The organism is Micromonospora sp. MW-13 (genome assembly GCF_003434305.1).
In the GTDB taxonomy this organism is placed as follows: Bacteria; Actinomycetota; Actinomycetes; order Mycobacteriales; family Micromonosporaceae; genus Micromonospora.
In genome coordinates this window covers 497690-521270 of the sequence record NZ_QKKX01000009.1, presented here as the reverse complement: position 1 = coordinate 521270, position 23581 = coordinate 497690, and the positions used below count along the sequence as shown (strand labels likewise).

Here is a 23581-nt window from a genome sequence, read left to right as displayed (position 1 = left end):
CTGACCGGATCACCGTCAATGCCCGGCCACGGCGTGCCGGCAAACCCGGAGGCAGGGAAGGTGCCCACCGCTGACCTGAGCCGTACGGCACGATGGGGCGCCATGGTGGAGATCAGCCCCCTGACCGGATCCGATCGCGCCAACTGGGAAGTGCTGGCCCGTGGGCAGAATGCGTACTTCGGGACCGAGATCAGCGACGACGGCTACGAACAGACCTGGCAACGCCTGCTCGATGGGGAGCAGAGACGCGGGATCGCCGCGCGGCTCGACGGCAAGATGGTCGGCATCGCGCACTACGTGTTCCACGCCGCCATCTGGGGGGTCGGGAGATGCTATCTAGCGGACCTGTTCGTGGACCCGGAAGTCCGGCGGCGGGGTGTCGCGACGGCAATGCTCAAGTGGATGGCGTGGGACGCCGAGGAGCACGGCGCCCCACGCCTTTACTGGAACACGCTGGACGACTCCCCAGCTCGCGCGCTGTACGACAAGGTGGCCACATTCCACGAGGGGCTCATCCACTACAGCTACCGGCGCGACGCGAACCAGAGGTCCTAGTCGTCTTTGAACGTTGATCGTGTAATCCGTCGGTTCTGAGGCAGGGTCTTTACGTAGTCGATTGAGGTATGTCTGACCTGGGCGTACGCGATGCGTGGCCTGGCTGAAGGGTGACGCGGGGCAAGACCATTGCCTGGTCGTGGGTGCGGTCCCCGGCCGGCGGGGAACGGTGGCCCGGGCGGAACTGTGGGCGGCGGTCGATGACGTGGGCGGCGGTGCCTATGGAGCTGAGTCGTTCACGTCATCACCGTCGGTCGGGCCACCACCGTTCGCGGTCACCCACCGCCCCGTCGGGTCGCGGCTGGCAGTCGTGGCTGGCGGTCGCCGACGGCGGCGGGCGTGGCCGATGGCGGCGGGCGTGGCCGATGGCGACGGGCGTGGTCGATGGCGACGGGCATGGCCGATGTCGTATTCGACTCAGCTCCATAGGCACCCGGAAGGCACACCTGCTGTGCAGCGGCGCCCACGCCAGGAACCCCCGGACTCCGTGACCGAAGCGCTCCCGCCCGAATTCTTTGCCACCGCCGTGGGTGCCGAGGACGTGTCGGGCAGGCTGCCTCCCCACGCATGAGGCTGTGGGGGCGGTGGCCGGTGAGTAGAAGGATCCGGTAAGCGCTGCGGCGGGCGATCGTGGCGCTGTTCTCGTCGAGGTCGGCCACGTCACGGAACTGACCACCGGATTCGCCACCGAATCCAAGATCCGGCACCCGGATTACCCCTTCAAGGCTGCATGACGGGGCACTAGCCGGGTGGTGAGCCACCGCAGCCCCGCCGGCTGGACGTAGATCGAGCGGCGGGCCACGGCGTCGCCCCTGGCGTCGACCTCGTAGCCGTCCAGCCACAGCCACCCGTGGTAGGTGTGCCAGTCGTCGTGGACGCGGATGACGCGAAAGACGATGGGCCGGACGAACTGGACGCTGGCGGCCCGGTTGACGTACAGGAGATCCCCGCACTTCGGCTTCCTGGGCGGCCCGGCCTCAGTCATCGCCGCTCCGGTGCTCCCCCTGCGCCGGCAGGACCATGTCGAGCCACCCGAGATGCCGCGTCTCCATCTCGGGGTCGAACGGCAGGCCGCGTCGCTCCCGCTCCTCGACCCCCAGGCGGAGCCAGTCGCCCATGTACGCGACGAGCAGGCTCCCCCGGCCGGCGAACTCGACGAGGCTCGCCACCTGGCGATCGAAGCAGGGCCATGGCTTGCCGCAGGTGAGGCACGGTCCGCCGGCGTACCTCGGCGGATGCCGGGCCGTCACCGCTCCCGCACCCCTGGCTCCAGCCGGGCCGGCGGGTCGTCGATGATCGCCTGCACCCGGACCATGACGACGCGCTCCCGCCACGGCGTGCCGTCGGGGCGCAGCTCCAACCCCTCCAGCCGCACCCACCGGGACGCCAGGAAGTTCGCGTACCGAGGGACGTACGTGACCTTCAGCCACAGCACCGTCTGCCCGATGCAGTAGTCGCACGGCTGAAGGGTCAGCACGTCGCCCGTGATGACCAGCGGGTTCACTGCCAACCTCCGCCGATCCTCGGGAAGATCGGGGGCGGCACCATCGGCCCGATGGGGCCGGGGATGTACGGGGCGGGCCGGGACGGCTGAGTCGGCTTCGTGTCCGGCTCCGGCTCCGGCCTTGTGTCCGGCTCCGGCTTCGGCTTTGGTCGGCGGGACCGGTGCCAACCTCCATGATGTCTGCTCATCCCCTCGCCCTCCTCTCGGCAGGTGGGGGGTCGCCAGCTCTTGGAAGGACCGGGCGACCCCCCGGCGCAGAACCCGCCGCCGCCTTTGGCCAGGAGCAGATCCGCGTAGGTGACAGTCTGGTGAGGACACCGCTACTCTCGATATGCGCTCACCCAATCCGCGCAGGTCAGAGGGCTGGTCGAGCGGCCACGCGAGACACACCGACGAAGCTGGGCAAGAACTGGGGGATTGATGGGTACCGCCACAAATTACGTACTCGGAGAGCTGCGGCTGTTCCGAGCGTCACTCGGGGCCAGCCAGGAGGAATTCGGCCGGGCCATCGGTTACTCCGGGTCTCATGTCAGCTCGGTGGAGACAGGCGGTCGCCCACCGACGAAGGAGTACATGAAGGCGATCGACGACCAGTACAACCTCGGCGGCCGGTTCGGTCGGATGCTCCGCGAGCTGGCCAAGCTGGACGCCGAGCCGGCCTGGCTGCGCGAATGGATCGAGTTCGAGCGCGAGGCGACCACGCTGCGGTGGTTCGAGCTGTCCTACCTCCCCGGCCTGCTCCAGACCGAGCGGTACGCGCGAGCGACGCTGGCCGGCGGCCGGTTCACCGCCGAGGAGGTCGAGCGGATCGTCGCATCCAGGCTGGAACGGCAGGAGGTCCTGGAGCGCGAGCGCCCGCCGCAGCTCATCGCCGTCGTGGACGAGAGCGTGCTGCGCCGGCCCGTGCTCGACCAGCCGGGGCTCATGGCGGAGCAGCTCGACCACCTCGCCGGGCAGGCGCTGCGGGAACACATCCAGGTGCACGTCGTGCCGGTGGACGCCGGGATGTACCTGGGGCTGGCCGGTCAGTTCATCATCGCCGAGTTGCCCGACGGCGCCCGGGTGGCCCACGCGGACAACCAGCTCAGCGCGCAGATCGTCGATGCGCCCGCCGATGTTGCTAGGCTGGCGAAGACGTGGGAGATCGTGCGGAACGAGGCGCTCCCCCGACGCCAGTCCATCGAGCTGATCAAGGAAGTGGCGAAGTCATGGAATTGATGACCCCGCAGTGGCGGAAGTCGACCAGGTCCGGCGGCAACGGCGGGTCCTGCGTCGAGGTGGCCGACAACATGCCAGGCATCGTGCTGGTGCGCGACACCAAGGACCGCGACGGCGGCACCCTCCACCTCACCCCCGGCGCCTGGCAGTCGTTCGTCGACCTGGCCAAGCAGATCGGCCCCGTGGGCTGACCCGGAAGCGTGGAAGAAGGCCCTCGGCGCGACGCCGAGGGCTTTTTTCGGGCCCGCCTTCCGCCCGGGGCAGGCAGGCACCGCTGACGCACTACTCGTCGATCAGTTGCTGGTGCCGTTGGTATCCGGCCGGGTGGCTGATCAACTACATGTCCGTGACATGGCGGTCTACCTGCCACTGAATACCGCCATGTCACGGACATGAAGTTGATCAAGCGACGCCCGTCTTCAACGCCCCAGCTCAGTCAGGGTCTTCGTCGGCGGCGGGTCCGGCGCCCGCCTCCGCCGTCGCCGACGCCGAGGTCGGGTCGGGTCGGGTCGGGTCGGGTCGGGTCGGCGGGGGCCTACCAGCCGGCGGTTGTGATCCGGTTGCGGTCCACGGCCGTCTTCCCGGGCTGCCTAATTGCCTTGCCCGCACCGTCGGCGGACCGCATCCTTGAGCCTGTGACCAGGCCCGATCCGGACGGGCCCCGCCGGGCGCTCGGCAACGCCCGGCCTGCGGCGGCGCGGGGTACTCACCTCTCTCTCACTGCGGCGAACCCGCCCCGCGCCGCCGCCCCACACCACAGGACACCGAACTCCCGCACTCAGGCGAACAGCAGGCCGGCGACCCAGAGCACGCCGATCACCAGGCCGGCGAGAAACTCGACCAGCATGGACAGGCCGGCGGCCTTGAGCGCCTGCACCGTCGACGGCCAGGCGAGTTGGTTGCTGCCCAGCCGCAGCCGCTCGGCACCCCACACCCCGCCGACGAAGCCGACCACCAGCCCCACCACCGGGATCACGAAGAACCCGACCAGCCCCAGCACGCCGCCGGCCAGCAGGGACGACGTCGGCACCCCGGCGCTGCGCAGGTTGCGCCCCGGCCAGAGGTACTTGACCACGGCACCGCCGGCCGCGACCACGGTCGCGGCGGCCAGCACCAGCCAGCGGCCCGCCCCGGCGTCGCCGAACAGCGCCCACACCAGCACCCCGCCCCAGCACAGCGGCAGCGCGGGCAGCCCCGGCACCACCACCCCGGCCAGCCCCGCCACGATGGCCAGCGCGGCCACCACCGAGACGACCGCCTGCGAGTCCGTCAGGCTCATGCCATTCCCTCTGGAGAATCGTCGCCGCGCAGCCGGGCGGTGATCGCTGCGGCCGGCACGGGGCCGCCGAACCAGCACCCCTGCCCGGTGTCGCAGCGCAACGCGCGCAGCCGCTCGGCCTGCGCCTGGGTCTCCACCGCCTCGGCGGTGACCCACAGCTCAAGGGCGTGCGCCAGCCGGACCAGCGCGTCGACGATCCGCTCGTCCCGGTGGTCGGCCGGGTCCAGTGGGTCGTCCGCCCGGATCCCCTCCACGAACGGCCCGGCCAGCTTGAGGCAGTGGATCGGCAGCCGCCGCAGGTACGCCAGGTTCGAGTACCCGGTGCCGAAGTCGTCGATCGCCAGTCGTACGCCGAGGTCGGCGAGCTGGTGCAGCGACCGCAGCGGCTCCCCCGTGGTGCCCATCACGGCGCTCTCGGTCAGTTCGAGCTGGAGCAGGCGGGCGGGCAGCCCGCTGCGGCTCAGCGCGCTCGCCACCGTATCGACGATGGCCGGGTCGTTGGCCTGCCGCGCGGCCAGGTTGACGCTGACCACCAGCTCCGTTCCGGGGAACTGCCGGCGCCACGCCTCGGCGTCGCGGCACGCCTGCCGGAGCACCCACTCGCCGAGCCGGACGATCAGGCCGGTCTCCTCGGCCAGCCCGATGAACCGGTCCGGCCCGACCAGCCCCAGCTCGGGATGCTGCCAGCGGACCAGCGCCTCGACCGCCACCATCGAGGAGTCCAGCAGCGACACGATCGGCTGGTAGTGGACGACGAACTCGCCCCGGTCCAGCGCCGCGGGCAGGCCGGCGACCAGCGCCGAACGGGCGATGTCGCGGGCGCTGCGCTCGGGGTCGTAGACCGCCCACCGGCCGCGCCCCTCCGCCTTCGCCCAGTACAGGGTGGTGTCGGCGGCCTTCATCAGCTCCGACGCGCTGGTCTCGGCGCTGGGGCACTCCACGATGCCGATGCTGGCCGACACCACGAGCTGCTGGTCGCCGACGTGCACCGGGACGGAGACCGCCGCGAGCGCCATCTCCGCGACGCCCACCGCGTCGTCGATGCCGTCGCCGCCGTCGACGAGGATGACGAACTCGTCGCCGCCCATCCGGGCGACCAGGTGGCCGTGCCCGGCGACGCACTCGGCCAGCCGGCGGGCGATCACGACCAGCAGCCGGTCGCCGAGGTCGTGCCCGAGGCCGTCGTTGACCGCCTTGAAGCCGTCCAGGTCGAGGAAGCAGACCCCGATCCGGTGGTCCGGGCCGGCGTCGCCGAGCACCTGGCCGAGGGTCTCGAAGAACAGCGTCCGGTTGGGCAGGCCGGTGAGCGGGTCGTGCAGCGCCTGGAAGCGCAGCCGCTGCTGGAGTTCGTACCGCTCGGTGATGTCCTCGATCATCGCCACGGTGAAGCGCGGCCGGCCGTCGTCGTACCGGATCAGCGAGACGGCCAGGTCCGTCCACACCACGCTGCCGTCCTTGCGGTGGTAGCGCTTCTCCACCCGGGCCGAGTCGTGCTTGCCCTCGATCAGCTCCTGGTACAGCTCCCACATCCCGGCCGCGTCCTCGGCGTGGAACAGCCCCGCCACGTTGGTCTGCCGCAGCTCCTCGGCGGAGTAGCCGAGCATGTCGGCGAAGGGCTGGTTGACCTCGATGATCTGCCCGTCGATGCCGGCGATGCCGATCCCGGTCGCCGCCCCGGTGAAGACCGCCCGGAACCGCGCCTCGCTGTCCCGCAGCGCCTGCTCGACGCGGTCCCGGGCCTGCCAGGCGCTGCGGGCGATGCGTTCCTGCTGGGCGAAGGTGCGGTCGCGCAGCGCCCGGGCGAACCCGCCGGCGAAGGCGCCCTGGAGGGCGGCTACCCGGTCGGCCGTGCCGGGCCGGGCCGGGTGGCCCGGCAGCACCTGGGCGACGAACCGTTCCCCGAGGGCGGTGACCGACCAGTCCAGGAACCCGGGCTCGATCAGGTGTGCCTCGACCAGCGCCCGGCCGACGTCCTCGGCGGGCCGGGCGGAGAACGCCTCGGCGAGCAACGCCTGGGCCAGCCGTACCGTGTGCACGAACAGCAGCCGCTCGGTCTCGACGGCGCTCAGCGGCACGAACCCGAGCCGACGCGCCGCGCGGGCCCACCCGGCGGCGTACGCCTCGGCACCGGCGCGGCTGAGCTGCTCACCGCCGGGCCCCGGCACGGCTGTCATGGCCGCCTAGCCGGCGGGCTGGTCGTACCGGGCGACGCCGCCGAACGCGCCGAACCGCTCGGGGTGGTCGTCCACGTCGGACGGCGAGTCGGGGCGCCACAGCGGCATGTGCACCACCCCCGGATCCAGGATCGTCCAGTCGCCGAAGAAGCCGGTGATCTCGGCCCGGGAGCGCAGGGTGATCTCGGTGTCGGTGCGCGCCGACAGCCGCTGCGCGTCCAGCATCTCCTGCGGCTGGTCCTCGAACGTGGAGTGGGAGACGACCAGGAAGCTGCCGGGGACGGCGGCGGCCCGCAGGGTGGCCAGGACGTCGGCGGGACGGTCGGCGTCCGGGACGAAGTGCACCACCCCGGCGAGCAGGATGCCGACCGGCCGGCCGAGGTCGAGCAGGCCCGCGGCCCGGCACTCGGCGAGGATACGCTCCGGCTCCCGCAGGTCGGCGTGGATCACGCCGGTCAGGTCGTTGCCGGCCAGCAGCTCCCGGCTGTGCGCCACGGCCACCGGGTCGATGTCGACATAGACCACCCGGGCCTTCGGGTTCGCGGACTGGGCCACCTCGTGGACGTTGCCGACGGTGGGTATCCCCGAGCCGATGTCGAGGAACTGGTCGATCCCGGCGTCGAGCAGCGCCCGGACCGCGCGGCGCAGGAACTCCCGGCCGGAACGCATCGTGGCGGCCAGGTTCGGCGTCATGCCCGCGATCTGCTCGGCGAGCTTCCGGTCGATCTCGAAGTTGTGCGCGCCGCCGAGGAAGTAGTCGTAGACCCGGGCCGCGCTCGGCCGGCTCAGATCGATCTCGGTGGGAAGTCCGTCCGGCATGTGTGTCGCTCCCGCCCAGTCGTCGCCGCGCCGCGGGCCGCGCCGGCCGCCGGGCGCGCTCGGGCGCACCCCGCCGGTGGCCGGCCGACCCGCAGGTCTGTGGTGTTCCACACTCTAGGCCGCAGGCTCCACGGTAGGCGAGATCCGATTCGGCCACCGGGCACCGGTCAGCCGGCCGACTCCAGCATCAGCGAGATGCCCTGACCCACCCCGACGCACATGGTGGCGAGCGCCCGTCGGGCACCCCGGCGGCGCAGCTCCAGCGCGGCGGTGAGCGCCAGCCGGGCGCCGCTGGCCCCCAGCGGGTGACCCAGGGCGATCGCGCCACCGTTGGGGTTGACGTGCTCGGCGTCCTCGGGCAGGCCCAGCTCACGCAGCACCGCCACCGACTGGGCGGCGAACGCCTCGTTCAGCTCGATCACGTCGACGCCGTCGAGGCCCACGCCGAGCCGGTCGAGCAGCCGGCGGGTGGCCGGCACCGGCCCGATGCCCATGATCCGGGGCGGCACCCCGGCCGCGGCGGCGCCGGTCACCCGGGCCAGCGGGGTCAGCCCGTACCGGGCCACCGCCCGCGCGCCGGCCACCAGCAGCGCCACCGCGCCGTCGTTGACGCCGGAGGAGTTGCCGGCGGTCACCGTGCCGCCCTCCCGGAACGGGGTGGGCAGCGCGGCGAGCTTCTCCAGCGAGGTCTCCCGGGGGTGCTCGTCGACCTCGACCAGCTTCGTCTCGCGCCGCCCGGCCGGCACGGTCACCGGCACGATCTCCTCGGCGAACCGGCCGCCGGCCTGTGCCCGGGCGGCCCGCTGCTGCGACCGGTACGCGAACGCGTCCTGCGCGGCGCGGTCGACGCCGTACTCGGCAGCCACGTTCTCGGCGGTCTCGGGCATCGAGTCGATGCCCCACTCCCGCTCCATCAGCGGGTTGACCAGTCGCCAGCCGATCGTGGTGTCGTACACCTCGGCGGCCCGGGAGAACGCCGAGGTGGCCTTCGGCATGACGAACGGCGCCCGGCTCATGCTCTCCACCCCGCCGGCCACGACCAGCTCCGCCTCCCCGGCGACGACCTGCCGGGCGGCGGTGGCCAGCGCGTCCAGGCCGGAGCCGCAGAGCCGGTTGACGGTGCTGCCGGGCACCTCGCCGGGCAGCCCGGCCAGCAGCGCGGCCATCCGGGCCACGTTGCGGTTGTCCTCGCCGGCCTGGTTGGCGCAGCCGAGAACCACGTCGTCGACCCGGGCCCAGTCGACCGACGGGTGCCGGGCGACCAGCTCGCGGATCACGTGCGCGGCGAGGTCGTCGGGGCGCAGCCCGGACAGCGCGCCGGCGTACCGGCCGATCGGGGTGCGGACACCGGCCACGAGATATGCCACGGTCATCGACGTAGTCCTTCGGGGTGGTGGGAGGGTCGACACGGGCCCGCCGGGTCACGGCGACGCGGGGCCAGGATATCCGCGCGGTGAGCGGATAGGTTGTCGGCATGGCCTGCCCAGTTCAGACGCCGCACGGGCGTGGCTGACCGGAGGCGGCCGGCGCCCACCGGGCCGGCCGGCCCCGGACCCCGATCCGACCGGCCGGCCCCGTCGCCCGCGCCCCGGGCCGCCGCCGCGTCGGCCGCCGCCGGCTGCGTCCTGGCCGGCACGGTCGCGGTGACCGTCGCCGTGGCCGCCGGTCCGGGCCCGGGCCTGACCGGGTACGTCAGCGAGGCCGGCGTCACCGACAGCGGGTACGCCCCGATGTACCGGATCGGGGTGTTCGCCCTGGCCGGCGCGTTGCTGCTGCTCGCCGCGGCGCTGCCGGTGGCGCTGCGGGTCGCGGCCGGCCTGCTCGCCGCCGGTGGCGTGTGCGCAGCGCTCTCCGGCGCGGTGACGTGCAGCGCCGGCTGCCCGCTGCCGCCGTTCGAACGGGCCACGGTGGCCGACCTGGTGCACGGCGGAGCGAGCATCGCGGCGACGGCGTCCGTGGTGTTCGCGATGCTGGCGGTGCTGTTCTCTCCGGCCGCGGCGGCCCTGCTGCGGCGGCTCGCCGCAGCCGGCGCGGCGGTGTCGCTGCCGCTGGCCGGGGCGGTGGGGCTGGCGATGCTCGTCGTCGGTCGGGGTGCCCTGACCGGCGTGCTGGAACGGGTGCTGCTCGCGGTCTGCGCCGCCTGGGGCCTGGCCACCGCCACCGCCCTCGCCCTGCGCCGCCGCTGAGGCCTCCGGTCGACGGCGAACCCCGCAGGCCACCCCTGTAAGGAGCCTCACCGTCGGCGCTCCTTCCACCTGCGGCGGGGGGCGGCGTATCGTCGGCGGGCGATGACCAACGTCTGGCACCTCACCGTGCGCCTGTACGTCGACCTCCGACGGCAGGCCAGCGGCATCTGTCCGGCGCGGCCCGTCTCCTGACGCCCGCCCGACCGACCGCCCCCAGACCCTTGGACGCATCCTCATGGCTTCCGCCCTGCGCAAGTTCCCCTTCTCCGTACAGATCCTGCTCGGCCTCGTCCTCGGCGTGGCGCTGGGCTTCCTCGCCCGCGCCAACGACCTGAGCTGGCTGGCCAGCACCCTCGACACCGTCGGCGGCCTCTTCGTCCAGCTACTCAAGCTGGCCGTGCCGCCGCTGGTCTTCACCGCCATCGTGGTCAGCGTGGTCAGCCTGCGCGGCGTGGCCAACGCCGCCCGGCTGGCGCTGAAGACCCTGCTCTGGTTCGGCGTCACCGCGCTCGTCGCGGTGGCCGTCGGCATCGGCCTCGGCCTGCTCACCGACCCGGGCCGGGGCGTCACCCTGGACGTCGGCGGGGCCACCCCGCCGAAGACCACCGGCTCGTGGACCGACTTCCTCACCGGCATCGTGCCGACCAATCCGGTCGGCGCGTTCGTCGAGGGCAACGTGCTCCAGATCGTCTTCCTGGCCCTGGTGGTGGGCGCCGCCGCGCTGCTGGTCGGCGAGGCCGCCGAGCCGTTCGTGGCGCTCAACCGGTCCCTGCTGGCCATCGTGCAGAAGGCGCTGTGGTGGGTGATCCGGCTCGCCCCGATCGGCACCCTCGGCCTGATCGGCCACGCCGTCGCCTCGTACGGCTGGGACCTGCTGGCCCCGCTGGCGAAGTTCACCACCGCCGTGTACGTCGGCTGCGCGATCGTGCTGTTCGTGGTCTACCCGCTGCTGTTGGCTGTCGCGGGCCGGCTCAACCCGCTGCGCTTCTTCGCCGGCGCCTGGCCGGCCATCGAGCTGGCCTTCGTCTCCCGCTCCTCGGTCGGGACGATGCCGGTGACCCAGCGTTCCGTCGAGCGCCTCGGCGTCCCCCGCGACTACGCCTCGTTCGCGGTGCCGTTCGGCGCCACCACGAAGATGGACGGCTGCGCGGCGGTCTACCCGGCCCTCGCGGCGATCTTCGTCGCGCAGGTCTTCGGGGTGGACCTCGGCGTCGGCGACTACCTGCTGATCGCGTTCGTCTCCGTGGTCGGCTCGGCGGCCACCGCCGGACTGACCGGCGCGATCGTGATGCTCACGCTGACCCTGAGCACGCTGGGCCTGCCGCTGGCCGGCGCCGGCCTGCTGCTGGCCATCGACCCGATCCTGGACATGATCCGCACCGCCACCAACGTGGCCGGTCAGGCCGTCGTCCCGACCATCGTCGCCGCCCGCGAGGGCACCCTCGACCGCGCCGCGTACGACTCGGCCGGCCGCCGGAACCCGGTGGCACCGGACGCCCCCCTCCGCACCGACGACCCGAGCCCCGTCCCCGCCTGACCCCCCGTGTTGATCAAGAGGTTTGCGTCACTGCGGAGATCGTTCCTGACGTAAACCTCTTGATCACGGCGGCCGGCGTCACCCCGCCAGGTGCCCCCAGTCGTTCTCCAGGTCCCGCCACGGGCCCCGGGCCGCCACCGCCCCGCCGATCAGCACCACCACCTGGTCGGCCCGGACCAGCGCCGCCCGCTTCGACGTCGAGCCGACCACCGTCACCCCGTGCTCCCGCAGTGCCGCCCACAGCCCCAGCTCGGTCGTGACGTCCAGCGCCGACGACACGTCGTCGGCGACCAGCAGCTCGGTACGCGGGGCCAGCGCCCGGGCCAGCGCCAGCCGCTGGAGCTGCCCGCCGGAGAGCCGGGTCCCCTTGTGCCCGATCAGCAGCCCGAGCCCGCCCCCGGCGGCGGCCAGGTCGTGGTCGAGCTGGGCGGTCGACACCGCGCCGGCCGCGTCCACGTCGTGGCCGAGCGCGATGTTGTCGGAGACCGTGCCGGAGAGCACCCGGGGGAGCTGGCCGACATAGCCGACCTGCTGCGGGCGCAGGAACAGCTCCGGTGTGGTGACCGGCTCGTCGTTCCAGCGCAGCGCCCCGGTGTGGTGCACGATCCCGGCCAGGGCGCGCAGCAGCGAGGACTTGCCGGAGCCGACCGGCCCGACGACGAGCACGAGCTGGCCGCGTTCGACGGTCAGGTCGACGTCGCGGACGGCGAGCGTCCCGTCGGTGTGCAACGCGCCGAAGCCCACCAGGTCCAGCCGGCGCAGCGGACGCCGGGGCGGGGGCTCGGGCGCGGGCGCCCGCCCGGCGGCCAGGTCCACCCCGTCCACCGGCGCCGAGTACGTCCCCACCCCGGTCATCGCCACCGTCCGGCGCGTCCACACCCGGGCCGACGGGAGCTGGGAGACCAGGGACGCCGTGGTCCACGCGAACCACCGGGCCGCGCCGAGGGTGGACACCGCGACCAGGGTGGCCCCGGCGGACAGCCCGCCGCTGAGGTAGAGCGCCCAGGCGCCGATCGGCAGCAGGCCGCTGACCAGGGCCGGCGTCGAGCGCGACCAGACCTGCACGGAGATCTCCCGGCGCTGCCGCTCGCTGCGGCTGGCGTCCAGGTCGGCGAGGTGGCCCAGCACCGGCCGGGTGGCGCCGGCCAGCTTCACCGTGCGGGCGGCCGACAGGGACGAGACCAGCGCGGTGGCGAACGCCGCCCGCGCCGCGACGGTGGCCCGGGCGGACCGTTCCAGGCGCGGCCCGAACAGCGTCGCCGCCAGCCCGGAGACGACCATCGTCCCGGCGAAGAACGCGGCCGGCACCAGGCTGCCGGAGACCAGCGTCATGGCGACCACGGCGACCAGGGCGATGGCCTGGTCGAGCAGGTTGTCGGCGAGGATCACCACCCGTTCGGTGTCGCCGCCCTGGGCGACCACCTCGGCCGGGGTGTGCCCGCTGATCCGGCGCGGGCCGGTCTGCCCGTGCACCAGCCGCAGGCTGATCCGCAGCATCTGGCGGACCCACCAGTTGGGGAACCAGACGCTGGTCAGGTAGGGCACCGGCGTGGTCACCAGCAGCGCGGTCACGATGCCGACCGCCGGCCACCACGGCCCGCCGACGCCGTCCACCAGGTCCACCCAGAGCCAGGGCAGCACCGCGCCGTCCAGGCCCAGCAGGCCGCCGAACGTGAACAGGGCGATCGCGGCCAGGCCGTACCGGGGGTCGTTGGTGGTCAGGCGCAGGATCTCCCGCATCGTCCGGGCGGGCGGCGTCGGCGGCAGCGGGGGCGGCTCGACCTTCGTCCGGACCACGCCGGCCGGCGCGCCCGCCCCACCGGGGCCGGCACCCGGGGCCGGGGCCGGCGGCCGATCGGTCAGCAGCGCCGTGCCGCCGCCCCGCCCGGCCGCCCCCGCCTCGGCGTACGCGGCGGCGTGGCTGACGGCCAGCAACTCGGCGAACCGCGCCGAGGAGCGCAGTGGCCCGGCCTCGACCACCGCCCCGTCGGCCAGCACCACCACCTCGTCGCAGCGGCGCACCGAGGAGAGCCGGTGGGCGATGACGATGCCGATCCGGTCGGCGAGCAGCCGGTCGGTGGCCCGCTGCACCAGCGTCTCGGTGACCGGGTCCAGCCGGGCGGTGGCCTCGTCGAGGACCACCACGTGCGGGTCGCGGACCAGGATCCGGGCGAACGCGACGAGCTGCTCCTGGCCGGCGGACAGCACGTGCCCGCCCTCGCCGAGCCGGGTGCGCAGGCCGTCGGGCAGCTCGGCGATCCAATCGGCCAGGCCCAGCTCGTGCAGCGCCCGGGCGGCGGCGTCGAGCAGGGCCGGGTCGAACAGCGCGACGTTCTCGGCGAGGGTGCCGGCCAGGATCTCGGTGCGCTGCGGCACCACGGCCACCCACCGGCGCAGCCGCTCGACGTCCAGGTCGAGCAGGTCCACCCCGCCGAGCAGGACGGTGCCGCGCGGCAGGTCCACCGCCCGGGTGAGCACCTTGGCCAGGGTGGACTTGCCCGACCCGGTCCGCCCGACCAGGGCGTACGACCGGCCCCGGACGAAGGTCAGCGAGACGTCGCGCAGCGCCGGGGCGCGGTCGCCCTCCGCCCCGCCCGCCGGGTAGCGGAAGGTGAGGTTCCGCACGGCCAGGTCACCGTCGACGGGCTCCCGGCCGCCGGTCGGTTCCTGCCGGGCGTCCTGGAGAAGCTGCACCCGCCCCCAGGCACCGAGCGCGTACTGCAACTCGGGCACCATCCGGCTGACGTGCTCGACGGTCGCGCCGAAGGCGAGCACCAGCAGCCAGACGGCGGTCAGCCGGGCCGCGTCGATCCGGCCGGCGGCCAGCGCCCAGGCCCCGCCGAGAACCACCCCGACGATGCCGACCCGGATGACGCCGGCGCCGACCGTGGTGACCGCCGCCGACATCCGCCACACCAGCCGCCCCCGGGCCAGCACCTCGGCGGCCCGCCGGGCGTAGAGCCGCAGCACGTACGGCCGGGCCAGGCTGGTACGCACGTCGTCCTGGCCGTGGACGGCCTCCTCCATGACGGCGGCGAGGTCCGTCCAGGCCTCCTCCTCGGCCATCCGGGCCGGGGCGATCCGCCGGGTCGGCCGGCGCAGCACGACCGCGAGCAGCGCGGTCAGCACGAGCATGCTCACCCCGGCCGGCCACCAGACCACCAGGGCCACGACCGTGGAGAGCAGGCCGGTGGCGGACATCTGGGCGATCCGTACGCCGTGCCCGCGCACCTCGGAGGCCACCTGGTAGACGTCCCCGTCGATCCGGTCCAGCAGCTCGCCGACCGGGGTCCCCTCCAGGGTGGGCAGGTCCTGCCCGAGCGCCACCCGGCACAGCCGCCGCCGGACGTCGGCGGACCAGTCCGCGGTCAGCCCGGCCATCACCAGCCCGATGGCGAGGTCGGTGAGAACGGCGGCGCAGAGCGCCACCGCGAGGACGACGAACAGCGCCCCCGAGCGGTGCACCAGCACCGGGCCGGCGAGCGCCGACGCGGCGGCCTGGCCGGCGGCGCCGAGGACGACCAGCACGGCGACGACCGTCATCCGGCGTGCCGAGGTGGCCCACAGGTCACGGAAAAGGCGCATGTCGGTCCCTCCGGACTCCGGGGTGGCGGTGCCTCCACCCTGCGTGATCCGGCCGGACCGTTCAACGCATTTACCCCATCGGGGTCGGGTACGGCGGCGGTCAGGTCCGGGCGACCCGCCGGAGGAAGCGGCCAGGCGGCGGGGGAGCTGCCCCGCGGCTCAGAACAGCACGGTGGCGAGGGTGCCGACCGGGCGGAAGCCGCAGCGCTCGTAGACCCGGCGGGCGGCCAGGTTGAAGTCGTTGACGTAGAGGCTGACCGTCGGGGCGACCCGCAGCAGGGCGTCCCGGGTCACCGCCGCCATCGCCGCCGTGGCGATTCCCCTGCCGCGCCACTCCGGCGCCACCCAGACCCCCTGGACCTGCGCGGTGCGCCGGGTCACCACCGCCAGCTCGGCCTTGAACACCACCTGGCCGTCGACGAACCGGGCGTACGCCCGACCGGCCCGGACCAGGTCGGTGACCCGCCGCCGGTAGCCGTGCCCACCGTCCTCGGTCAGCGGCGAGACGCCGACCTCCTCGGTGTACATGGCCACGGCCGCTGGGAAGAGCCGGTCGACCTCGTTGCCGTGCACCAGCCGCACGTCGGGGTCGACGGCCACCAACGGCAGCGCGTCGGCGGCCAGCAGCGGCTGGTTGGGGCGGACGTCCCGGGCCGGCCCCCAGTGCCCGCAGAGCCGGTCCCAGAGCCCGAGCACCGCATCGGCCCGACCGACGATGGAGGAGCAGAGGCGTTCCTCGGCGGCGAGCAGCTCGGCATAGGCGGCGACGGCGGGCTCCGAGGCGAGCACGGGGGTGAGGTTGCCGCCGAGCCAGCAGATGGACTCCAGGCTGCGGCGCGCGCCGTACCCCAGGATCCGGCCCTCGGCCCGCCACCAGGCCAGCCCGCGCGCGGCGACCCGCTCGGCGACCTGCGCGCCCGCGAACGGGTCGAGGTCGAGCAGCCGCTCGACCGCGCGCCGCTCCGATTCCCCGAGTTGCCGTACCGGCACCGTCAGCACGGTTACCAGCCTGCCAGATCACCCCGCCGCCTCGCCGGCCGAGTGCCGAGCCCACCGAGACCGGCCCGACCGCACCCCGGAAAGGCGGCCCCTGGGCGGGCAGCGCGCTGGGAACGCCCCGCACCCGATGATCCATCCCGGCGTCCCCTGCATCCCCCCGGCACCCCGCGCGGTGACCCGCGGCGCCCTGGTCGCCCCGAGACGACCGCTGACGTATCCGACAGTACGCCACCTTGTCGTCGACACGTTGCCGATATATCGTTGATGCATCAGCGACAGAGCTTGGAAGGGAGAGCCCTGATGGGTTTCCACCAACGGATGCACGTACCCGAGGCGCGGATGCGCGGCTTCGGCTTCCCCCCGTTCCCGCCGGGTCCCCCCGGCCCGCCGTTCCCGCCCGGCCCCCCGCACGGGCACGGCGGCGGCCGGGGCGGCCACCGGGGCCGCGGCCGGGGGCGCCGGCCCAACGTGCGCGCCGCCGTGCTGGCCCTGCTCACCGAGCGGCCGATGCACGGGTACGAGATGATCCAGGAGATCGACTCCCGCACCGGCGGGGCCTGGCGGCCCAGCCCCGGATCGATCTACCCGACCCTCCAACTCCTCGAGGACGAGGGCGTCGTCACCGTCGCCACCGAGGACGCCGGCGGCGGCCGGAAGCGGTTCACCGTCACCGAGGCGGGCCGGGCCGAGGCCGGCGAGGCGGCACAGGCCCCGCCGTGGGGCGAGTTCGCCGAGGACACGGTCAACAGTTGGCACGACATCCGCGACGCCGGCAACCAGGCGATGCAGGCGCTGCGCCAGGTGATGACGACCGGCACCGACGACCAGCGGGAACGGGCCGCGCAGGTGCTGGCCGAGACCCGGCGCAAGCTCTACGCGATCCTCGCCGAATCCGACTGACCTCCCGCCCGCAACGACCTCCCGCCCGCAAATGCAGAGAAAGAGTGGCCACTCCGCCTGGAATGGCCACTCTTTCTCTGAATTTGCGCGGGTGGGCCCGGGTGTGGGCGGGTGGGGGTGGGCGGGTGGGTGGGGTCAGTGGACCGTGACCGTGGCTCCCGGGGCCAGGTCGCGCAGGTCCTCGGGGATTTCCGCGCCCATCTCGTCGGCGATTCGCAGGGCCTCGAAGATCAGGGTCTCCACGATCTGCGCCTCCGGGACGGTCTTGACGACCTTGCCCTTGACGAAGATCTGGCCCTTGCCGTTGCCGGAGGCGACGCCGAGGTCGGCCTCGCGGGCCTCGCCCGGGCCGTTGACGACGCAGCCCATGACCGCGACGCGCAGCGGCACCGGCAGGCCCTCCAGGCCGGCGGTGACCTCCTCGGCGAGCTTGTAGACGTCGACCTGGGCCCGGCCGCAGGACGGGCAGGAGACGATCTCCAGGCCGCGCTCGCGCAGGCCCAGCGACTCCAGGATCTGGTTGCCGACCTTGATCTCCTCGACCGGCGGCGCGGAGAGGGAGACCCGGATGGTGTCGCCGATCCCCTCGGCCAGCAGCGCGCCGAACGCGACCGCCGACTTGATGGTGCCCTGGAACGCCGGCCCGGCCTCGGTCACGCCGAGGTGCAGCGGGTAGTCGCACTTCTCGGCGAGCTGCCGGTACGCCCGGATCATCACCACCGGGTCGTTGTGCTTCACCGAGATCTTGATGTCCCGGAAGCCGTGCTCCTCGAACAGCGAGCACTCCCACAGCGCCGACTCGACCAGCGCCTCGGCGGTGGCCTTGCCGTACTTGGCCAGCAGCCGCTTGTCCAGCGAGCCGGCGTTCACGCCGATCCGGATCGGCACACCCGCGTCGCCGGCCGCCTTGGCGATCTCCTTGACCTTGTCGTCGAACTGCCGGATGTTGCCCGGGTTCACCCGCACGGCCGCGCAGCCCGCGTCGATCGCGGCGAAGACGTACTTCGGCTGGAAGTGGATGTCGGCGATGACCGGGATCTGCGACTTGCGCGCGATCGCCGGCAGCGCCTCGACGTCGTCCTGGCTCGGCACGGCGACCCGGACGATCTGGCACCCGGACGCGGTCAGCTCGGCGATCTGCTGGAGGGTGGCGTTGACGTCGGAGGTGAGGGTGGTGGTCATCGACTGCACCGAGACCGGCGCACCCCCACCGACCGGCACCGAGCCGACCATGATCTGGCGACTGAGCCGCCGTGGGGCGAGCGCCGGGGGCGGCGCGACGGGCATACCGAGACTGACTGCGGTCACTTCAGGCACTCACCTTGAGAAGAGCGTGATCGGGTTGACGACGTCCGCGGTGATGGTCAGCAGCGTGAACGCGCCGCCGATCAGGATCACCGCGTACGTGATGGGCATGAGCTTGAGGTAGTCGACGCGGCCCGGGTCCGGCTTGCCGAAGCGGGCGAACAGCCAGGACCGGGCCCGCTCGAACCAGGCGATCGCGATGTGCCCGCCGTCGAGCGGGAGCAGCGGCAGCAGGTTGAACACGCCGATGAAGAAGTTCAGCGAGATGAACAGCATGAAGAACACCAGCCAGGCGTTGTTCTCCACCGCCTCGCCGCCGAGCCGGCTCGCGCCGACCACGCTGATCGGGGTGTCCATGTCCCGCTCGCCGCCGGTGATCGCCGTCCACAGGGCAGGCACCTTCTGCGGGATCCGCTTCATCGCCTCGTACGTGCCGACGGCCATGTCGCCGGTGAACCGGGCGGTCCCGCCGAGCGCCTCCACCGGCCCGTACGACACCCGGGTCGGGGTGCTGAACTGGAGGCCGACGCCGAGCGCGGAGACCGGGCCGACCTGGCCCTTCGGGTTGTCCAGCGGCGGGCGCTGGGTCTGGGCGAGCACGGTGCTCGTGCTGCCCGGCTGGCCGTCGCGGACGTACCCGATCTCGGCCTTGTCGCCGGGCTTGGTGGCCCGCAGCGCGACCAGCAGGTCACCGTAGTTGTTGACCGGGGTGCCGTTGAGCGAGGTGATCCGGTCGCCGTCGCGCAGGTTGGCCTGGGCGGCGGGGCTGGCCGGGTCGGCGACCGCGCACTCCCGGACCAGGTTCTCCGGCACCACGCACTTGGCCAGCGCGATCACCGCGGGCTCCTGGCGGGCCTCGGCGTCGGTGGTCGGGAAGTCGGGGTTGGGCAGGCCGGCGGACATCGCGACGATCCAGGTCGCCACCAGGGCGAGCGCGAAGTGGGTGATGGAGCCGGCGGACATCACGATCGTGCGCTTCCACACCGGGTAGCGCCACATCACCCGGGACTCGTCGGCCGGGTCGACGTCGTCGTCCTGCGGCGTCATGCCGACGATCTTGCAGAAGCCGCCGAGCGGGATGCCCTTGACGCCGTACTCGGTCTCGCCGCGCCGGAAGGACCAGATGGTGGGGCCGAAGCCGACGAAGTAGCGGGTGACCTTCATCCCGAACGCCTTGGCGGTGAGCATGTGCCCCGCCTCGTGCAGGCTGACCGAGACGAGGATGGCCAGGGCGAAGAGCACCACCCCGAGCAGGTACGCCATCAAGCTCCTTCCACCGACGCCACGATGATCTCCTGCGCGTGCGCGCGTGCCCACGACTCGGCGGCGAGCACGTCCTCGACGGTACCTGGTTCGGCGAAATCGGGAGTGTCCTCCAGCACCCGCCGGAGGGTGTCCACGATCCCGAGGAACGGCAACCGGCCGGCGACGAACGCCGCCACGCACTCCTCGTTGGCCGCGTTGTAGACCGCCGGGCGGCAGCGCCCGGCCGCCCCGGCCGCCTTGGCCAGCGCCACCGCCGGGAACGCCTCGTCGTCGAGCGGGGCGAACTCCCAGGTGTGGGCCGTCGTCCAGTCGACGGCGGCGGCGGCGTCCGGCACCCGGTCGGGCCAGCCGAGGCCGAGCGCGATGGGCAGCCGCATGTCCGGCGGGCTGGCCTGGGCGATCGTGGACCCGTCGGCGAACTCCACCATCGAGTGGATCACCGACTGGGGGTGCACCATCACGGTGATGTCGGCGTACGGCACGTCGAACAGCTCGTGCGCCTCGATCACCTCCAACGCCTTGTTGACCATGGTGGCCGAGTTGATCGTGACCACCGGCCCCATGTTCCAGGTCGGGTGGGCCAGGGCCTGTTCCGGCGTGACCTCGGTCAGCTCGTCGCGCCGCTTTCCCCGGAACGGCCCGCCGCTGGCGGTCACCACCAGCCGGCGCACCTCGCCCCGCGCGCCGCCGCGCAGGCACTGGGCCAGCGCCGAGTGCTCCGAGTCGACGGGCACGATCTGCCCCGGGCGCGTCACCGCGGCCCTGACGAGGGGGCCGCCGGCGACGAGGGACTCCTTGTTGGCCAGGGCGAGGGTACGGCCGGCGCGCAGCGCCGCGAGGGTCGGCGCGAGCCCCAGCGAGCCGACCACGCCGTTGAGCACCACGTCGCAGGGCCACTGGGCCAACTCGGTCATCGCGTCCGGGCCGGCCACGATCTTGGGCAGCTTGAAGTCGCCGCTGGACCAGCCGCGCCGGCTCGCCTCGGCGTAGAAGGCGAGCTGGAGGTCCTGCGCGGCGGACGCCTTCGCCACCCCGACCGCCTCGACGCCGAGTTCGAGGGCCTGGCCGGCGAGCAGCTCGACGTTGCCGCCCCCGGCACCGAGCGCCACCACCCGGAACCGGTCGGGATTGCGCCGGACGATGTCGATGGCCTGGGTGCCGACCGACCCGGTCGACCCGAGCAGCACAAGATCGCGGGGAGAGTTCACCCGCCCATTCTTCCCCACCGCCGCTGGGCGTCCCCTGCGAGCCTCACCGCCGACCCACCCATGATCGTTTGCGCAGAACAGAGACGACACGCCGACGAAGTTCTCCCCAACCAGCAGACGATCATCAGGGATCGCCCAACGACGGTTGGGCACGGCCTCGATCTGCTCGAACGGCAGGCCGCGCCCCGGAGTCGATTCAGCGCTTCACCATGTGGTCTTCGGCTCGCTGATCGAGGGGTTCCTCAGCACCGACCGGAGCGCACTACAGCCAGGAGTACGCGGTCGACCGGGGCGGGGTGACCACCTCAGCACGGCGTCCCCGGCCCCCGACGACCGCCCAGACGGCCGCACCGAAGATCGCGCAGAGGGGGGCGCAGACGACTGACTGCACAGACGAGTCAGCTCCAAAGGGCCGCGAACAGCCTCTCCCCGCCACCCGCGCCACCACGGCTCGGGCCACGGATCAGCAGTCGCTCGGTGTGGAGCACGGTCATGTCGCGCGATCGTAGTGCGTACCGGGGTGCGGCGCGGGGAAGATGATCGCGGTGGGAGACGGATGGCAGCGGACGAAGCGGATCACCAGCGCCGCGTTCCGGCCGGTACGGGGCCGGGACCTGTCGCTGCACGCCGCCGCGATCACCTTCTACGGGGCGGTCGCCGTGGTGCCCGTGGCGCTGCTGGCCATCTGGCTGACCGGGCTGCTCGCCGGTGGCGGCCGGGTCCGGCGGCTCACCTCGTACGCCGTCGACACGCTGCCCACCGACATCGGCGCGAACCGGGCGGTGGCCGCGCTGCTGGAGGCCGGCCTCCACCTGACCCCGGTGCTCGCCCTGGCCTCGCTGCTGCCGGCGTCGCTGTACGGCGAGGGGCTGCGCCGGGCGTTCGTCTCGGTGGCCGCCCCGCGTGAGCCGGGCGGGGCGCTGGTCGGCTGGCGGGGCCGGCTGCTGCTGCTCCCGCTGCTCGCCCCGGCCCCCGCGCTGCTGCTGTCGATCCTGCTGGCGCTGCCGTACACCACCGGCCTGGTCCGCCAGGGCGGCTGGTCCGGCGCGCTCGGGGTGGTGCTGTCGTTCCTCGGGGTGTGGCTGGTGCTCACCCCGGTGCTGTTCTGGGTGTTCCGGGTGGTCGGCCCGGCCTCGCCGGACTGGCTGTCGACGCTGGGGATGGGCTCGTTCACCGCGGCGAATCTGTCCGGGTTCCTGCACGGCTTCGTGCTGTTCGCCTCGCTCCCCCTCGACCTGGGCGTGCCGTTCGGCGGCTTCGACCAGATCGGCGGCGGGGTGGCCGTGCTGCTCTGGCTCTACGTGTTCCACGTGATCGTGCTCGCCGGCTACTCGGCCACCCTCGCGCTGAGCGACTGGCGCGCCCGCCGGGCCGGCGAAACCCCGGCCGGGGCCCCCGACGGTCTCCCGCCGGCAGCCCCGCCGCACTAGGCTGCCCGGGCATGAGCGATACGAGTGAGCTGCCGTCCCGCGCCGACGTGGTGATCGTCGGATCCGGACACAACGGGCTGGTCTCGGCGATCCTGCTGGCCCGCGCCGGGCTGGACGTGCTGGTGCTGGAGGCCGCCGACGTGATCGGCGGCGCGACCCGCACCGAGAACCCGTTCCCGAGGGTGCCGGGGCTGCGCCACTCCACCGGGTCGTACCTGCTCGGGCTGATGCCGCCGGAACTGCTCGCCACGCTCGACGTGCGCATCCCGGTGCTTCGCCGCGACCCGCACTACTTCCTGCCCACCCCGGGCGGCGCCGGCTCGCCGTACCTGCTGATGGGCAGCGACCACGCGGCGACCCGGCGGCAGCTCACGGAGTTCTTCTCCCCCGCCGACGTGGCCGCCGACGACGCCATGCAGGCCGAGCTGGCCCAACTCCGCGAGGACCTGGCACCGGCCTGGCTGGCCGAGCCGCTGGCGGTGGAGGAGACCGCGCAACGGCACGTCCGCCCGGCCCTGCGGCAGGTCTTCGTCGACCTGGTGCGCGGCTCGGTCGCCGACTACCTGGCCCGCTTCGACTTCCGCTCCGAGCTGCTGGTCAGCATGTACGCGGTCACCGACGGCCTGTCCGGGCTGAACGCCGGCCCGGACGACCCGGGCACCGGGCACAACTTCCTCGTGCACAACATGTGCCGGCTGCCCGGCTCCGACGGCACCTGGATGATCGCCGAGGGCGGGATGGGCACGGTCTCGCGTACCTTCGCCGAGGCCGCCCGCGCCGCCGGGGCCACCATCCTGGCCGGCGCCCCGGTCGCCGCGATCACCCTCGACGGCGGCGCGGCCAGCGGGGTGACCCTGGCCGACGGCCGGCAGGTGGCCGCCCGGGTGGTGCTCGGGGCCTGTGACCCGTACCGGCTGATCGACCTGCTGCCCGACGGCGCGCTCCCGGCGCCGCTGGCGCAGCGGATGGCGGCGGCCCGCCGCCCCGGCACCACCCTCAAGCTCAACCTGGCGCTGACCGGGCTGCCCCGGTTCTCCTGCCTGCCGCAGGACGCGCCCAGCCCGTTCGGCTCCACCATCCACCTGCTGCCCGGCTCGGCGTCGCTGGTCGGTGGCGGAGGCGAGCCGCCGATGGCCGCGCTACGCGCGATGTGGGCGGACGTCCAGGCCGGCCGGCTGCCCGACGAGCCGACCATCGAGTGGTACCTGCACACCACCGTGGACCCGTCGCTGTCCGACGCCGCCGGCCACCACTCCTCGGCGCTGTTCGTCCAGTCGGTCCCCTACGAGCTGGCCGGCACCACCTGGGACGAGGCCCTGCCCGGCTACGTCTCGCGCCTGGTCGACATCTGCGAGCGGTACGCCCCCGGCACCGCCGACCTGATCGCCGACGCCGTGCCGCTGCCGCCGCCCGGGATCGAGGCGCACTTCGGCATCACCGGCGGCCACATCCACCACGTCGACAACACGGTCTCGTTCACCGACCGGATGCCCTACGCCACGGGCGTCGACGGCGTCTACGCGGGCAGCGCCGGCTGCCACCCGGCCGGCAGCGTCATCGGCGCCGCCGGCCACAACGCCGCCCGCCGCATCCTCACCGACCTCTCCCGCTGACCC

At 73.5% G+C, this 23581-nt stretch carries 20 protein-coding genes; 8 read left to right on the top strand and 12 right to left on the bottom strand.

Going from position 1 to position 23581, the window contains the following annotated elements:
- Positions 1 to 102 precede the first annotated feature (102 nt).
- Entirely contained in the window at positions 103 to 555 is a 453-nt protein-coding gene (locus C5N14_RS06460) for a GNAT family N-acetyltransferase (RefSeq protein WP_117666424.1), read from the top strand.
- A gap of 712 nt (positions 556 to 1267) precedes the next feature.
- On the opposite strand, the gene C5N14_RS06455 is transcribed toward C5N14_RS06460, so the two are convergent.
- The 3 genes from C5N14_RS06455 to C5N14_RS06445 form a co-directional block, all read right to left on the bottom strand.
- On the bottom strand, positions 1268 to 1540 hold the full coding sequence (locus tag C5N14_RS06455) for a hypothetical protein (RefSeq protein ID WP_117666421.1): 273 nt from the start codon (positions 1538 to 1540) through the stop codon (positions 1268 to 1270).
- The gene (locus C5N14_RS06450; RefSeq protein ID WP_117666420.1) at positions 1533 to 1724 is read right to left on the bottom strand and encodes a hypothetical protein; all 192 of its coding nucleotides are present in this window, start codon (positions 1722 to 1724) and stop codon (positions 1533 to 1535) included. The genes C5N14_RS06455 and C5N14_RS06450 overlap by 8 nt, the downstream gene beginning before the upstream one ends.
- Positions 1725 to 1801: 77 nt before the next feature.
- Positions 1802 to 2059, bottom strand: coding sequence for a hypothetical protein (locus C5N14_RS06445; RefSeq protein ID WP_117666418.1), 258 nt, complete (start codon positions 2057 to 2059; stop codon positions 1802 to 1804).
- Positions 2060 to 2479: 420 nt separating this feature from the next.
- Here C5N14_RS06445 and C5N14_RS06440 point away from each other — a divergent pair, with 420 nt between their 5' ends.
- Complete coding sequence (locus C5N14_RS06440; protein WP_117666416.1) at positions 2480 to 3277, top strand: helix-turn-helix transcriptional regulator; 798 nt, start codon at positions 2480 to 2482, stop codon at positions 3275 to 3277.
- The gene (locus C5N14_RS06435) at positions 3268 to 3468 is read left to right on the top strand and encodes a DUF397 domain-containing protein (protein ID WP_371685802.1); all 201 of its coding nucleotides are present in this window, start codon (positions 3268 to 3270) and stop codon (positions 3466 to 3468) included. The genes C5N14_RS06440 and C5N14_RS06435 overlap by 10 nt, the downstream gene beginning before the upstream one ends.
- Before the next feature lie 587 nt (positions 3469 to 4055).
- Here C5N14_RS06435 and C5N14_RS06430 read toward each other — a convergent pair.
- From C5N14_RS06430 to pcaF, 4 genes are all read right to left on the bottom strand, one after another.
- Positions 4056 to 4556 (bottom strand): DUF456 domain-containing protein, encoded by a 501-nt coding sequence (locus C5N14_RS06430; RefSeq protein ID WP_117666412.1) that lies wholly within the window; start codon positions 4554 to 4556, stop codon positions 4056 to 4058.
- Entirely contained in the window at positions 4553 to 6730 is a 2178-nt protein-coding gene (locus C5N14_RS06425) for a bifunctional diguanylate cyclase/phosphodiesterase (protein ID WP_117666410.1), read from the bottom strand. The genes C5N14_RS06430 and C5N14_RS06425 overlap by 4 nt, the downstream gene beginning before the upstream one ends.
- Positions 6731 to 6736: 6 nt before the next feature.
- Positions 6737 to 7549, bottom strand: a complete 813-nt coding sequence (locus tag C5N14_RS06420) for an SAM-dependent methyltransferase (protein WP_117666408.1) — start codon at positions 7547 to 7549, stop codon at positions 6737 to 6739.
- Positions 7550 to 7716: 167 nt separating this feature from the next.
- On the bottom strand, positions 7717 to 8922 hold the full coding sequence (gene pcaF / locus C5N14_RS06415) for a 3-oxoadipyl-CoA thiolase (protein WP_117666406.1): 1206 nt from the start codon (positions 8920 to 8922) through the stop codon (positions 7717 to 7719).
- 132 nt (positions 8923 to 9054) lie between these two features.
- Here pcaF and C5N14_RS06410 point away from each other — a divergent pair, with 132 nt between their 5' ends.
- Positions 9055 to 9735, top strand: coding sequence for a DUF998 domain-containing protein (locus C5N14_RS06410; protein ID WP_117666404.1), 681 nt, complete (start codon positions 9055 to 9057; stop codon positions 9733 to 9735).
- A gap of 247 nt (positions 9736 to 9982) precedes the next feature.
- Positions 9983 to 11272 carry a dicarboxylate/amino acid:cation symporter gene (locus C5N14_RS06405; protein WP_207892638.1) on the top strand — a complete coding sequence of 430 codons (1290 nt, stop codon included), beginning with the start codon at positions 9983 to 9985 and terminating at the stop codon, positions 11270 to 11272.
- Positions 11273 to 11350: 78 nt separating this feature from the next.
- Here C5N14_RS06405 and C5N14_RS06400 read toward each other — a convergent pair whose 3' ends face one another.
- Positions 11351 to 14857, bottom strand: a complete 3507-nt coding sequence (locus tag C5N14_RS06400; RefSeq protein WP_117666400.1) for an ABC transporter ATP-binding protein — start codon at positions 14855 to 14857, stop codon at positions 11351 to 11353.
- A gap of 159 nt (positions 14858 to 15016) precedes the next feature.
- Entirely contained in the window at positions 15017 to 15856 is an 840-nt protein-coding gene (locus C5N14_RS06395; RefSeq protein ID WP_117666398.1) for a DUF4081 domain-containing GNAT family N-acetyltransferase, read from the bottom strand.
- 300 nt (positions 15857 to 16156) lie between these two features.
- Here C5N14_RS06395 and C5N14_RS06390 point away from each other — a divergent pair, with 300 nt between their 5' ends.
- Positions 16157 to 16756 (top strand): PadR family transcriptional regulator, encoded by a 600-nt coding sequence (locus C5N14_RS06390; RefSeq protein WP_117666397.1) that lies wholly within the window; start codon positions 16157 to 16159, stop codon positions 16754 to 16756.
- 135 nt (positions 16757 to 16891) lie between these two features.
- On the opposite strand, the gene ispG is transcribed toward C5N14_RS06390, so the two are convergent.
- The 3 genes from ispG to dxr are packed head-to-tail and all read right to left on the bottom strand — an operon-like array spanning position 16892 to position 20535.
- Positions 16892 to 18064, bottom strand: coding sequence for a flavodoxin-dependent (E)-4-hydroxy-3-methylbut-2-enyl-diphosphate synthase (gene ispG, locus C5N14_RS06385; RefSeq protein WP_117666395.1), 1173 nt, complete (start codon positions 18062 to 18064; stop codon positions 16892 to 16894).
- 9 nt (positions 18065 to 18073) lie between these two features.
- Positions 18074 to 19324, bottom strand: a complete 1251-nt coding sequence (locus C5N14_RS06380; protein WP_117666393.1) for an RIP metalloprotease — start codon at positions 19322 to 19324, stop codon at positions 18074 to 18076.
- Positions 19324 to 20535 carry a 1-deoxy-D-xylulose-5-phosphate reductoisomerase gene (gene dxr, locus C5N14_RS06375; protein WP_117666391.1) on the bottom strand — a complete coding sequence of 404 codons (1212 nt, stop codon included), beginning with the start codon at positions 20533 to 20535 and terminating at the stop codon, positions 19324 to 19326. Before dxr ends, C5N14_RS06380 begins: the two co-directional genes overlap by 1 nt.
- A gap of 545 nt (positions 20536 to 21080) precedes the next feature.
- Between dxr and C5N14_RS06370 the strand changes: the two genes are divergently transcribed.
- Both C5N14_RS06370 and C5N14_RS06365 read left to right on the top strand, forming a co-directional pair.
- Positions 21081 to 21965 (top strand): YhjD/YihY/BrkB family envelope integrity protein, encoded by an 885-nt coding sequence (locus C5N14_RS06370; RefSeq protein WP_117666943.1) that lies wholly within the window; start codon positions 21081 to 21083, stop codon positions 21963 to 21965.
- Positions 21966 to 21976: 11 nt separating this feature from the next.
- A complete protein-coding gene (locus tag C5N14_RS06365) occupies positions 21977 to 23578 on the top strand; it encodes an NAD(P)/FAD-dependent oxidoreductase (protein WP_117666389.1) in 1602 nt (533 codons plus the stop codon).
- The last annotated feature ends 3 nt before the right edge of the window (positions 23579 to 23581 follow it).